We start from the raw sequence: 12,024 nt of genomic DNA, 5'->3' as shown, positions 1-12,024 counted from the left end.
GCCGTGGCCGCCCACCGCCCCCACCCGGTGCGGACCGGCTTCGACCGGCTGGCCGCCGACGGGTACCGGGCGCTGGAGGGCCGCCGGGTCGGCGTGGTCACCAACCCGACCGGCGTGACGGCCGACGTCCGGCACATCGTGGACGTGATGCACGCCGACCCGCGCGCCGGCCTGGTCGCGGTGTTCGGCCCCGAGCACGGGTTCCGGGGCACGGCCCAGGCGGGCGGCTCCGAGGCGCGCCACGACGACCCGGCCACCGGACTGCCGGTGTACGACACGTACGGCGTCAGCGGGCAGGCACTCGCAGCCGTCTTCACCGCCTCGGGCGTGGACACGGTCGTCTTCGACATCCAGGACGTGGGGGCGCGCTTCTACACGTACATCTGGACCCTCTACGACTGCATGGAGGCCGCCGCCCTCGCCGGGAAGCGGTTCGTGGTCCTGGACCGGCCGAACCCGGTGACCGGCCGGGCGGCCAGCGGACCCGTGCTCGACAGGGCGTTCGCGACCTTCGTCGGGCGGGAGCCGATCGCGCAGGCGCACGGGATGACGGTGGGTGAACTGGCCCGGCTCTTCGACGCCGAGTTCCTGGGCGGGCGCGTGGGGGTGCGGACCGTGGGGATGACGGGCTGGCGGCGGGAGGAGTTCTACGACTCCACGGGGCTGCCGTGGGTGCCGCCGAGCCCCAACATGCCCACCCCCGACACGGCCCTCGTCTACGCGGGCACCTGCGTGTTCGAGGGCACCAACCTCTCCGAGGGGCGCGGCACCACCCGGCCGTTCGAACTGCTCGGCGCCGAGGGGATCGACGCGCGCTGGGCCGCCGCCGCCAACGCCCTGGACCTGCCCGGGGTCCGCTTCCGGGAGGCGTACTTCACGCCCGCCTTCTCCAAGTTCCAGGGGAAGACGGTCGGCGGCCTGCAACTCCACGTCCACGACCGGCTGTCGTACGACGCGGTGCGCACCGGGGTGGCGCTCCTGGTGACGGCGAAGAAGGTGTGGAGCGATTTCGCCTGGCGGGCCGACCACTGGATCGACAAGCTCACCGGGTCGGCGGTCGTGCGCACCCTGATCGACGCGGGCGCGGACACCGACGAGGTGGTGGGCGCCTGGCAGGACGGGCTCACGGCCTTCAAGGCGACGCGCGCGGAGTATCTGCTCTACCGGTGAGCGGCCCGGGGGAAAACCCCCGGCGGGGACGGTGGCTGGCGGGATGGGCCCGCCCCCGCCCCGCCGACAGGCTGGGGCCATGCATCTGTTCCACGACACCCACCACCGGTCCCGCCATGCCTTACTCCTGCTGCTGGGCCTGACCCTGGGCCTGTTCACCGTGGCCGTCCCGACGGCACGGGCCACCGGACCCGCCACCCCCGAACGGCAGTTGGCGCGCTCGGCCCGGCCCCTCGACGACCTCCGGCCGCTCGGCCGTATGGTCGGCCGGGCGGACATCGTGGGCCTGGGCGAGGCGACGCACAACTCGCACGAGTTCTTCGCGACCAAGCGGCGCGTGTTCCAGTACCTCGTCGAGGAGAAGGGCTTCACCACCTTCGCCCTGGAGACGGCCTGGTCCTCCGGGATGCGGATCAACGCCTATGTGCTGCGCGGCGAGGGCGACCCCGAGCGGATCGCGCGCGAGGAGTTCCAGGGCTCGTACGCGATGTGGCAGACCCGGGAGTACCTGGACCTGATCCGCTGGATGCGCGGCTACAACCTGCACCACGCCCGCAAGGTCCAGTTCATGGGCGACGACATGGGGTACGCGGGCCCCGAGCTCTTCGACCGGGTGAGCGCCTACACCGCCCGGTACTGGCCCGACCTGCTGCCCGAACTCACCGCCCTCTACAAGGACTCCCGGCCCACCGCGGGCGTCGGCGCCACCATGGACGCCATGATCAAGCGCCCGCTCGCCGACCGCGCGCGGCAGGCGCGGGACGTGCGCCGGGCGTACGACCTGCTGCGGGGCCGGAGCCCCGGCCCGGACCGGGCCGAGCACGCCTGGATCCTCCAGTACGCGCGCACCATCGCCCAGACCGGCACCCTGTGGTCCTTCAACTTCTTCGACCCGGCCCAGCTCAAGGAGTCCCGGCGCTACCGCGACCAGGTGATGGCCGAGAACACGGTGTGGTGGCAGCACCAAACCGGCCACCGGATGCTGCTGTCGGCGCACAACGGCCATGTGGCGTACGTCCCGACGCTCACCGATGAGTACCCGAAGGCCCAGGGCGCCTACATCCGGGAGCTGGTCGGCCCCGCGTACATGAACATCGGGTTCACCTTCGGTCAGGGCTCGTTCAACGCGCTCGACCTGGACGACCCCGCCGAGCCGATCCGCGAGTTCACCGTCGGACCGCCCGGACCGGGCAGCAACGAGGAGGTCCTGGAGCGGGTCTCGCGGCGCGACTACTACCTCGATCTGCGCCGGGTCGCCGGCCCGGCGAAGGAGTGGCTCAACTCCTTCCGGCCGACTCGGTCCATCGGCAACTCCTGGCCCCAGGACCCGGAACAGGTCCGGCTCGGACCCTCCTTCGACGTCCTGGTGCACCTGCACCGGGTGACGGCGGCGCACCGGCTCTGACCTCCCGGTCGCTCCCGCGTTCGCTTCCGTTCTGCGATGTCCTGCGTATGGCCCGCCCTCCGGTTCCGGCGGGACGATGTGAGGCCCCAGCCACGCCCCATCGTCAGCGAACGGACCGGAGGGCCCCGCCATGGCGGACATCGGAGTCGAGCCGTACAGAGAGATCACCTTCGACGCGGACGGCGACGCCGCCCCGGCCGGCCGGACGGCCCTCGCGGAGCTGGACGTCACCGATCTGGTGATGTTCTCGCACGGCTGGAACAACACCCCGTCGGTCGCGACCGACCTCTACCGCCGCTTCTTCGCCCCCTTCCCCGCCCTGCTGGCCGAGGCGGGCCCGGCCGCGGCCGGGGTGCGGCTGGGATACGCGGGCATCGTCTGGCCCTCCATCCGCTTCGCCGACGAGGACATTCCCGACTTCCCGCACACCGCCCTGGCCACCGAGGCGTGCGCGGGCCTGGACCCGGCGACCGTGGACGCCCTCAGAAGGGCCTTCCCCGGGCACGAGACGACCGTGGCGGAGCTGGCCGGGCTGCTCGACGAGCGCCCGGACGACGAGGAGGCACTGCGCCGCTTCGGCCTGCTGACCCGCCGGCTGGTGGCGGACGAGGGAGAACCGCCCGGCTTCGCGGCCGACACGGTGGACCACGCGGGCGGCGGCGCGGTGCTCCTCACCGACGACCCGCTCGGGCTGTTCGGGCGGTTCGCGCTCGCCCTGCGCGACACCGGAATGCGCGTCGAACCGGACCCGCCCGGCACCCCGTTCTCGCTGGGCCGCTCGCTCAAGCACCTGTGGGACGGCGCCAAGGAGGTGCTGCGCCAGACCACGTACTACGAGATGAAGCGCCGCGCGGGGAAGGTGGGACAGCTCGGTCTCGGACCGCTGCTCGGGGAGCTGGCCCGGGCCAGACCGGCGATGCGGGTGCATCTGGTCGGCCACAGCCAGGGCGGGCGGCTGGTCGCCTTCGCGCTCAAGGGGATGGCGCCGGGGGTGCGCAACGTCAAGTCGGTGACCCTGCTCGAAGGGGCCTTCTCGCACTACGCGTTCGCGGAGCGGCTGCCGTCCGGGCTCGACGGGTCGGGCGCGCTGGCGGCCCTCCAGCGGCGCGTCGACGGCCCGGTGGTCTCCTGCTACTCGCGCTTCGACACCGCGCTCGGGGTGATCTACCCGCTGGCGTCCAAGCTGGCCGGGGACTACCAGGGCCTGCTGGAGCTCGACCGCCGCTGGTGGGCGATCGGGCACGACGGCATCCAGTCGGTGGCCCCCTGCACCGAACTCACCCTCGCGGAGGTCCTGCGCCACGGGGTGCCCGACTCGGGCTGCGTGAGCGTGAACGCGGAGTCGGTGGTCCGGGCGGGCGGCCCCCCGGCGGGCGCCCACTCGGACATCTGCCACCCGGAGCTGGCCCGGGTGGTGCTGGCCGCGGGCCGGATCGGCCGCGCCCGCTAGAGCGTGCCGCCGCGCGGGCGCGACCGGTCCCACCGGCCCGGCGGCCGGCGGGACCACGCCGCGCGTCGGCGCTCAGCGGTGCGAGGCGAACTCCACCACCTGCTGGTACGTGGGCCGGTTCTGCCAGTTGACCGCGGTGTGGCCGATCCCGCCCAGCGGGCGCTGGACGATCGAATCGGCACACCACTGGTCCCCGGCCGCGCATCCCGCGTCACCGGGATACACCTGGGCCGGCGTCTTCGCCGCGGCCTGCTTCAACGTGGTGAGCAGGGCGTCACGGCAGGCGGAGAGCTTCCCGTCGCCGCAGTACGTACGGGCCAGCGGCCCCTGCACGGGCTCGCCCAGCAGCGTCCGCAGATCCTTGTCCGCGTAGCTCCACCAGCCGCTCTGGAACGAGGACCCGGCGTGCGCCCCGGTCGGGCCGTGTCCGGCCGAGGGGGCCTCGTCGACGGACTGGACCGAGGTGAGCGCCGCGTACAGCCCGTCCCCGAGCCCCGGCCGGAACTCGGCCTCGATCATCAGCGGCCACCAGGCGTCCATCAGCCGCACCGCGTCGGGGTGGGTGTAGACGCGTGAGCCCTGCGCGGTCTCCCTGCGCTGGGAGCCGTCCGCCTTCCACGACTCCAGTTGCTGGACGGCGGTGGCCAGTTGGGGATCGGTGACGGGGGCGCTGCGGATGACCTTCAGCAGCTCGGGCAGCACGTCCTCGCCCCGGAGGTCGGTGACGGCGGCCTGGGCCATGGCCCGGGTGAGCGCGGAACGGGTGACACCGCCCTGGGCGACCAGGGCCCTGACGCGGTCGTCGAGGAGGTTGCCCCGGTGCACCGAGCCGTTGCCGAACCCGGCGGAGGTGTACTCCTTGGCCTGCTTGTTGTTCCAGGAGATGTAGTAGTCCTGCCCGGCCGACTGCGGGTGCTGGGCGGGCGGGGTGTAGTCGGCGGTGTTGTACGTGGGGTCGTAGCCCTGCCACTCGTAGGCGCGGTCGGCGGCTATCGGCAGCGAGGGGTCGACGGCGGGGTTGCGCACCGGGTTCTTGCCGCTGTTGTAGTAGGCGGCGGTGCGGGAGTCCGCGTAGAACCAGTTGAAGGCGTAGTCGACGTGCTGGGCGGCCTGCTGGAAGGTGGCCGCGTCCTTGACGAAGCCCGGGTCGTTGAACATCTGGAAGCCGATGATCGAGTCGGCGTCGTGACGGTAGGTCGAGCGCAGCGAGGTGTACGCGACCTGCTTGCCGCCGACCTTGGCGCGGGCGGTGACGATGCCGTAGTCGGTGCGCCACACCTGCATCCGGTACGACCCGGCGGCCGTGTTGTCGGCGGTGGTCGGCTTCCAGGCGTTGGCCTTCTCCAGCTTCTCCATCGGGGTGCACACGCCCCGGTAGAGGTAGTGGGTGTCGTCCTGGCAGAGCTCGACGGCGTAGGTGTCGGTGATGTCCTGTCCGGCGGAGGTGGCCGACCAGGCGTAGTCCTGGCCCCGGCCGAGCTGGACGTACATGCCGACGCCGGCGAAGGAGGCGCCCCGGGCGCTGATGCCGGGTCCCTGGATCTCCTGGAGCATCAGCAGCTGGGGCGCGAAGTAGCCGGTCTGCGGGCCGAAGACGGCGACCGGGTTGCCGCTCGCGGTGCGGCTGCCGGAGACGAGGAGCGCGTTGGACATCCCGCGCGGCTTGCCGATGTCGAAGCCCGGCACGGCGCCGTTGTTGAAGATCCCCTTGAGCGGCTTCAGCCGCTCGGGGACGCGCACATCGGCCCTGGCCCCGGTGACGGCCGAGCCGGTGCGGTCGTAGACGAGCTGTTCGGGGACGACCGTGCCGGGGTCGGGCATGGCGGTGCCCTGCGGGTTCGCGGGCTTCGTCGCGTACGGGAAGCTGGTGCCGTCGTGGACGGTAAGGACGGCCTCGGGGTCGTTGCGCTCGCGGAAGGACTCCCACACCTTGGTGCCCTCGACGACGCCGTACCTGGCCTGGGCGGCCTGGAGCGAGAGCGCGGCCTGCACCTCGCCGCCACCGCCGCCGCCGAAGAGCCCGCCGACGACGGAGGCCAGCGCGATCAGATCGGTGAGCTTGAACGGCTGGATCTCACCGATGTTGGTGATGGCGTCGATCTTGCCGGTGAGGACGTACTCGCCGGGGAAGTACCGGCCGTCCTTGGACTGCTTGGCGTAGGCGTTGATGCCGTCCACGTACGCCTGCGCGTCGGCCATCGCCTGTTCGCCGCGCGGGCCGTTGGTGGTGCGGATCCGGTCGACCTGCGCCTGGAGGTCGGCCTCGGTGTACGGGGCCTGCGGCCAGAACTCCTGCTCCAGGCCCTGGTTGGCGAGCGCGCCGCCCGCGAACGAGGTGAGCTCGCCGCGCCCGATGTGGCGGAACAGGTCCATCAGCCAGAGCCGGTCCTGGCCGGCCGCGTACCCGGCGCCGTACTCGGTTCCGTAGCGGGTGGTGCCCTTGATGTGCGGGACGCCGGTGGCCTTGTCCCGGGTGATGGTGACGTCGGGGCGCGGTGAGCTGGTGGAGGCCACCTGGGCGCCGGGCACCCCGAAGGAGGCGTCGTTGAAGAAGGAGTTGAGCTTGTCGTCGGTGAGCGAGGACTGGCCGGCCACCAGCGCGTCGTACTTGCCGAGCTGGTCGTCGCTGTGCGCGGGATGGGTGCCGAAGGCCTTGTTGCCGAGGATCTCGACGAGGGTGGCGTTGCCGTTCTCGCCGGGCGGCAGGATGTCGCCGCACTGCCCGAGGCAGTAGTCGCCGTTGGGGGGTTCGGCGGCGCCGGCCTGGCCGAGGGGGGCGAGGAGAGCCGCCGAGAGGGCGATCACGGTGGCGGCGGTGGCGGTTCTGAGCCGTGCGGTGGGTCGTCGCATGCGTGCTCCTTGGGAGGACCGATGCGGCGGAGGTTACTGAGGGGTACCGCAGGAGGGAAGATGAACACACGTCACCTTTCCCGAACGTGCGTGACCTCCCCGGAATCCGCACAGCGCGACGGGGTGGGGCGCCCGGAGCACTCCGGGGGGCGTGCGACGGATTCCGGTCAGCACCGTCTGATGGGGCCCATCCGATTTTCGATGGAGCCGGATCGGGTAGCCGTACGTCCATTCCTCGACGCCGAACATTCGCCGATACACGAGCGACGGAGGTGGCAGGGCCATGGCCGGTTTCCGCAGCCTTGCGAGACAAGTCCGCGACCCAGGAAACGATCTCGCACTGCGCCGGTACTCGCTGCGCAAGTGCCTTGAGCGGTTCGCCCCCTATGGACACCGGGCGACCTGGGACCACTTGTGCGACAGGCATCGCATCGGGCCCGAGGACCGGGCCCCGGATCCGGCGCGGCTGGTGGCCGCGCTCGACGAGCTGGAGGCGGCGCGGGCCGTCTGGCTCCGGTACGAGGCGGAGTTCGCGGCCCGCAGGAAACGCGAGAAGCACGCCGGTCTGCGGATCCCGGGCTCCTTCGACGACTGGCACCGGCGCACCTGGGGCGGTTTCGGGGTGGCCTGGTGCGAGGACCCGTCGGTGCACCCGGCGCAGCCGCTGGCCGAGGTGCTCCGCCGGATCATCGCGGCCCTGCGGGCGGTGCCGGGCTCCGCCTGCCCGGTCTGCGACGGGCAGCGGCTGGTGTGGCAGCGCGATCTGGCCCACGACCCGTGGTGCGGGCCGGTCTGCACCGGCTGCGGCATCCTGGTGCCCCAGCCGGTGCTGACCGCCGAGGCGCTGGTGCGGGCCAAGGCGGTCCGGCACCGCGAACTGGCGTCGGTGGCCTGAGACACGCGGGGGCGGGCGCGGCCGGGGGCCGCCCCGTGCCGCCCCCGCGTCGTCCGGGCGGGTCCGCCCTCCGGCCGCTCACCGCCGACCGGTCCCGTACGGCTAACAGGTCTCGCACGAAGCGGTGCCGGTCGCGGGCGCGGGCGCGGTCCGCTGCTGCTTCCTGCGCTCGGGCAGCAGCCGCGAGCCGGTGAGGCGCTCGCCGGAGATGTCGTCCGGGTTGGACAGGACACAGGTCTCCAGCGACAGGCAGCCGCAGCCGATGCAGTCGGTGAGGTGGTTGCGCAGCCGGTTGAGCTGGGTGATGCGCTCGTCGAGTTCGGAGCGCCAGGTCTCGGAGAGCCGCGCCCAGTCCTCGCGGGTGGGGGTGCGCTCCTCGGGGAGTTCGGCGAGGGCGTCCCGGATGGTGGCGAGCGGGATGCCGACGCGCTGGGCGGCCCGGACGAAGGCGACCCGGCGCAGCACGTCACGGCTGTAGCGGCGCTGGTTGCCCGAGGTGCGGCGGCTGCTGATCAGACCCTTGGACTCGTAGAAGTGCAGAGCGGACACGGCGGCCCCGCTACGGGCGGAGAGTTGACCGACCGTGAGCTCATGGACCTTCTCTGGAATCTGCGGCACTCCTCGAACCCTACTGCGAGGGTGGGATCACCGTTGACAGCGGGCACCGCCCCCAGCATGCTGAGCAAGCGCTTGGACAGCTCAGGCGCAAAGGCAGCCGAATCATGCGAGAGAGGCAGGAACCGGGCATGGCAGAGCCGAGGATCTTCACCTCCGCCGACGAGCTGAAGGCCGGAGTGGGCGAGCCGCTCGGGTACAGCGACTGGCTGGAGATCGACCAGCGCCGCATCGACCTGTTCGCCGACGCCACCGGGGACCACCAGTGGATCCACGTCGACCCGGAGCGGGCGGCGGCCGGGCCGTTCGGGACGACCATCGCCCACGGCTATCTGACGCTCTCGCTGCTGCCCGCGCTCGTACCGCAGGTGCTGCGCGTCGAGGGCATGCGGATGGGCATCAACTACGGCACCGAGAAGGTGCGTTTCCCCGCCCCGGTCCTGGTCGGCTCACGGCTGCGGGCCACCGCGGTGCTCACCGACGTGGTGGAGGCGGGCGGCGGGGTGCAGGTCACCGCGAAGGTCACCGTCGAGCGCGAGGGCGGCGAGAAGCCGGTGTGCGTGGCGGAGTCGGTGTCGCGGTACTTCTTCTGACGCTACGCGCCCCGCGCCCCGACCATCCGCAGGACGAGGCCGGCGTAGAGCGCGCCGACCTCGTCGGGCGTGCGGCGCCCGTCCACGTTGAACCAGCGGGCCACGTCGATGCAGAGCGACAGGACCGCGAGGGTGGTGCCGGGCACGTCCGGCACGTCGAACTCGCCCGTCGCCACACCCTCGTTGAGGATGCGCCGCACGGCCGCGTCGCTGCGCCGGCGCAGTCCCACGATCTCGGTGCGGTGCTCATCGCCGAGCGCGTCGAGTTCGTACTGGACCACCCGGGCCGTCATGTGGTGCCCGGCGTGCCACCGGACGAAGGAGCGCACGGCGTCCGCGAGGCGTTCGGTGGCGGTGCCCCCGGCGTCCGCCGCCGTCTCCAGGATCTCCAGGGCCTTGTCGTGGCCGATCCGGCTGATCCGGTGGAGCAGCTCTTCCTTGGTCTTGTAGTGGATGTAGAGCGCCGCCGGGCTCATTCCGGCGCGGCCCGCGATGTCCCGGGTCGTCGTGGCGTGGTAGCCGCGCTCCGCGAAGGCCTCCACGGCGGCGACGAGCAGCCTCCGGGCGGCCTCGGGCGTGACCTCGCCCCACGCCCTGTCCTCGCCGACCGCCATCTCCTCAGCCGCACCCATCGCCTGCCCCTTCCTTCGGACGAACACCATACCCCGAAGGTGAGCAAGCGCTTAGAGCGAGCGCTACAGCTTCTGGAACGGGTCGTGCTCGGCGAGCAGCTTCTCCAGGCGGGCCTGGTCGACCCGGCTGACGATCTGCCCGGCCTCCTGGCGGTCGCGGACCACCTTGGCGAGCGTGAAGGCGGAGGTGACCAGGTAGAGGACGGCGATACCCAGGAAACCGCGCACCCAGGCGTCGGCGTGGAGCCGGGTGATGCCGATGGCCGTGGCCCCGAGGGCGAGGGCGAAGGACGCGACGGCCTGTCCGTAGTACGCGGCCGTGTTCTGCTGTTTGACCGGTGTCTCACTCATGGGCCCAGCATGCGGCGGATGTGTCCGGGGCCACATCCGCTCCCGTACTCAGGACGTACTCAGAAGGCCGAGACGCCCGTCTCCGCGCGGCCGATGATCAGCTTCTGGATCTGGCTGGTGCCCTCGTACAGCGTCATCACGCGCGCGTCGCGCAGCAGCTTGCCGACGGGGTACTCGTCGATGTAGCCGTAACCGCCGTACACCTGGAGGGCGTTGTTGGCCGCGCGCACGGCGGCCTCGGAGGCGAAGAGCTTGGCCTTGGAGGCGGCGGTGGCGAACTCCTCGCCCCGGTCGATGAGATCGGCGACCCGCCAGGTCAGCAGCCGGGCCGCGTCCACGTCCACCGAGATGTCGCTGATCAGCTCCTGCACCAGCTGGTAGTGGGCGATGGACCGGCCGAACTGCTCGCGCTGGCCCGCGTACGCGACCGCCGCGTCCAGCGCCGCGCGGGCGATGCCGACACAGCCCGCCGCCACCGACATCCGCCCCTTGGCCAGCGCGGACATGGCGATCGAGAATCCCTTGCCCTCCGGTCCGAGCAGCGCGTCCGCGGGCAGCCGGACGTCCTGGAGGACCACCTCCGCGGTCGCCTGGCCGCGCAGACCGAGCTTGCCGTGGATGGGGCGCCGGCTCAGGCCGGGGGTGTCGGTCGGCACCAGGAAGGCGGAGACCCCGCGGTGGCCGGGGGTGTCGTTGGTGCGGGCGAAGAGCAGCACCACATCGGCCCAGGTGCCGTTGGTGATGAACATCTTGGAGCCGTTGATCACGTAGTCGCCGCCGTCGCGGACCGCGCGGGTCGCCAGGTTCCCGGCGTCCGAGCCGGTCCCGGGCTCGGTCAGCCCGAAGCAGCCCAGCGCCTCGCCGGAGGCCAGCCGGGGCAGCCAGGCGCGCTTCTGCTCCTCGCTGCCCCAGTGGGCGAGGGTCTTGGCGACCAGGCCGAGCGAGACGGAGACGATGCCGCGCACCGAGGAGTCGCCGCGCCCGAGCTCCTCGGTGACCAGGCAGTACGCCAGGTGGTCTCCGCCCGAGCCGCCGTACTCCTCGGGGAGGGTGAGCCCGAGGAACCCCAGCGCGCCGAGCTTCTTCACGATCGACCGGTCGACGTTCTCGGCGCGGTCCCAGGCGGCGGCGTGGGGAGTGACCTCGCGGGCGACGAAGTCCTCGGCTAGCCGCCGCACCGCGGCCTGCTCCTCGCTCAGCTCCAGGTTCATACCGCTCGCACCCCAGGTAGTCCGGGCGGCCGGTCGGCCACCATTTAATTACCACTGCTAGTTTTCTGCGCGCAGGCCTACTATGTGCCGCATGGCCCGACCGCGCAAGCCCCTCCTCAGCCACGACCGCATCGTCGCGGCGGCGAGCGCGCTCGTGGACGCCGAAGGGCTCGCGGCCGTCTCCACCCGCCGCCTCGCCGCCGAGCTGGGGGTGAGCGGCCCCTCCCTCTACAACCACTTCCGTACCAAGGACGAGATCCTGGAGGCGGTGGCGGACGCGACCTCGGCCCAGGTCGACCTGTCGATGTTCGAGGCGGACGACGGCCGGGACTGGCGCACCGCGCTGCACGACTGGGCCGTCTCCTACCGCGCGGTCCTCACCCGCCACCCCCATATCGTCCCTGTGCTCGCCCAGGGGCCCGGCCGCCGCCCGGCGGGTCTGCGGCTCGCGGACGCGGTCTTCGGCGGGATGGTCGCGGCGGGCTGGCCGCCCGCCCAGGCCACCCGCATCGGCGCGCTGATGCGCTACTTCGTCATGGGCTCGGCCCTGGGCTCCTTCGCCCGCGGTTTCGTGGCCGACGAGAGCGCGTACGACCCGGCCGACTACCCCCACCTGGGCCAGGCCCATCTGCTGGCCGAGCGCCAGGAGGAGATCGACGAGGGCGCCTTCGGGACCGGGCTGCGCGCCCTGCTGGACGGCCTCCAGACGCAGTACGACGCCCTGCCCGGCCGCCCGGACTACCTGGGGTGCGAGCGGTATGAACCTGGAGCTGAGCGAGGAGCAGGCCGCGGTGCGGCGGCTAGCCGAGGACTTCGTCGCCCGCGAGGTCACTCCCCACGCCGCCGCCTGGG

Annotated in this window: 10 protein-coding genes and 1 pseudogene; 6 read left to right on the top strand and 5 right to left on the bottom strand. The window is 72.3% G+C overall.

Translation table 11 applies throughout. From position 1 onward, the window contains the following. The 3 genes from ACJA3G_RS17120 to ACJA3G_RS17110 all read left to right on the top strand — a co-directional run. On the top strand, nt 1-1,170 hold a 1,170-nt coding region (locus tag ACJA3G_RS17120), incomplete at its 5' end, for an exo-beta-N-acetylmuramidase NamZ domain-containing protein (protein ID WP_406553859.1). 79 nt (nt 1,171-1,249) lie between these two features. Continuing rightward, nucleotides 1,250-2,575 carry an erythromycin esterase family protein gene (locus ACJA3G_RS17115; protein ID WP_406553858.1) on the top strand — a complete coding sequence of 442 codons (1,326 nt, stop codon included), beginning with the start codon at nt 1,250-1,252 and terminating at the stop codon, nt 2,573-2,575. A 130-nt stretch (nt 2,576-2,705) separates the two neighbouring features. Beyond that, nucleotides 2,706-4,025, top strand: coding sequence for a serine-threonine protein kinase (locus ACJA3G_RS17110; protein ID WP_406553857.1), 1,320 nt, complete (start codon nt 2,706-2,708; stop codon nt 4,023-4,025). A 72-nt stretch (nt 4,026-4,097) separates the two neighbouring features. Here ACJA3G_RS17110 and ACJA3G_RS17105 read toward each other — a convergent pair whose 3' ends face one another. Continuing rightward, nucleotides 4,098-6,875, bottom strand: a complete 2,778-nt coding sequence (locus ACJA3G_RS17105) for a penicillin acylase family protein (protein ID WP_406553856.1) — start codon at nt 6,873-6,875, stop codon at nt 4,098-4,100. A 283-nt stretch (nt 6,876-7,158) separates the two neighbouring features. Between ACJA3G_RS17105 and ACJA3G_RS17100 the strand changes: the two genes are divergently transcribed. Beyond that, nucleotides 7,159-7,770, top strand: coding sequence for a hypothetical protein (locus ACJA3G_RS17100; protein ID WP_406553855.1), 612 nt, complete (start codon nt 7,159-7,161; stop codon nt 7,768-7,770). Nucleotides 7,771-7,872: 102 nt separating this feature from the next. On the opposite strand, the gene soxR is transcribed toward ACJA3G_RS17100, so the two are convergent. Then, nucleotides 7,873-8,388 (bottom strand): redox-sensitive transcriptional activator SoxR, encoded by a 516-nt coding sequence (soxR, locus tag ACJA3G_RS17095; protein WP_406553854.1) that lies wholly within the window; start codon nt 8,386-8,388, stop codon nt 7,873-7,875. Nucleotides 8,389-8,516: 128 nt separating this feature from the next. Here soxR and ACJA3G_RS17090 point away from each other — a divergent pair, with 128 nt between their 5' ends. Next, nucleotides 8,517-8,978 carry a MaoC family dehydratase gene (locus ACJA3G_RS17090; RefSeq protein WP_406553853.1) on the top strand — a complete coding sequence of 154 codons (462 nt, stop codon included), beginning with the start codon at nt 8,517-8,519 and terminating at the stop codon, nt 8,976-8,978. Nucleotides 8,979-8,980: 2 nt separating this feature from the next. On the opposite strand, the gene ACJA3G_RS17085 is transcribed toward ACJA3G_RS17090, so the two are convergent. The 3 genes from ACJA3G_RS17085 to ACJA3G_RS17075 all read right to left on the bottom strand — a co-directional run bounded on the left by ACJA3G_RS17085 (nt 8,981) and on the right by ACJA3G_RS17075 (nt 11,172). Beyond that, on the bottom strand, nt 8,981-9,610 hold the full coding sequence (locus ACJA3G_RS17085; protein ID WP_406553852.1) for a TetR/AcrR family transcriptional regulator: 630 nt from the start codon (nt 9,608-9,610) through the stop codon (nt 8,981-8,983). Nucleotides 9,611-9,673: 63 nt separating this feature from the next. Beyond that, nucleotides 9,674-9,961: a YiaA/YiaB family inner membrane protein gene (locus tag ACJA3G_RS17080; RefSeq protein WP_358836023.1), complete on the bottom strand. Its 288-nt coding sequence runs from the start codon at nt 9,959-9,961 to the stop codon at nt 9,674-9,676. 59 nt (nt 9,962-10,020) lie between these two features. Beyond that, on the bottom strand, nt 10,021-11,172 hold the full coding sequence (locus ACJA3G_RS17075; protein ID WP_406553851.1) for an acyl-CoA dehydrogenase family protein: 1,152 nt from the start codon (nt 11,170-11,172) through the stop codon (nt 10,021-10,023). Nucleotides 11,173-11,263: 91 nt separating this feature from the next. Here ACJA3G_RS17075 and ACJA3G_RS17070 point away from each other — a divergent pair. Then, nucleotides 11,264-11,890, top strand: a pseudogene (locus ACJA3G_RS17070) (TetR/AcrR family transcriptional regulator); the annotation flags it as partial. Nucleotides 11,891-12,024: the final 134 nt, after the last annotated feature.

The organism is Streptomyces sp. YS-3 (genome assembly GCF_045257485.1).
In the GTDB taxonomy this organism is placed as follows: Bacteria; Actinomycetota; Actinomycetes; order Streptomycetales; family Streptomycetaceae; genus Streptomyces.
This window is presented reverse-complemented; position numbering and strand designations above follow the sequence as displayed.

What these genes read in the sequence shown, in the direction of transcription:
- ACJA3G_RS17115 (WP_406553858.1), top strand. Translation starts at nt 1,250, where the DNA reads ATGCATCTGTTCCACGACACCCACCACCGGTCCCGCCATGCCTTACTC.
- ACJA3G_RS17110 (WP_406553857.1), top strand. Translation starts at nt 2,706, where the DNA reads ATGGCGGACATCGGAGTCGAGCCGTACAGAGAGATCACCTTCGACGCG.
- ACJA3G_RS17105 (WP_406553856.1), bottom strand. Translation starts at nt 6,875, where the DNA reads ATGCGACGACCCACCGCACGGCTCAGAACCGCCACCGCCGCCACCGTG.
- ACJA3G_RS17100 (WP_406553855.1), top strand. Translation starts at nt 7,159, where the DNA reads ATGGCCGGTTTCCGCAGCCTTGCGAGACAAGTCCGCGACCCAGGAAAC.
- ACJA3G_RS17090 (WP_406553853.1), top strand. Translation starts at nt 8,517, where the DNA reads ATGGCAGAGCCGAGGATCTTCACCTCCGCCGACGAGCTGAAGGCCGGA.
- ACJA3G_RS17085 (WP_406553852.1), bottom strand. Translation starts at nt 9,610, where the DNA reads ATGGGTGCGGCTGAGGAGATGGCGGTCGGCGAGGACAGGGCGTGGGGC.
- ACJA3G_RS17080 (WP_358836023.1), bottom strand. Translation starts at nt 9,961, where the DNA reads ATGAGTGAGACACCGGTCAAACAGCAGAACACGGCCGCGTACTACGGA.
- ACJA3G_RS17075 (WP_406553851.1), bottom strand. Translation starts at nt 11,172, where the DNA reads ATGAACCTGGAGCTGAGCGAGGAGCAGGCCGCGGTGCGGCGGCTAGCC.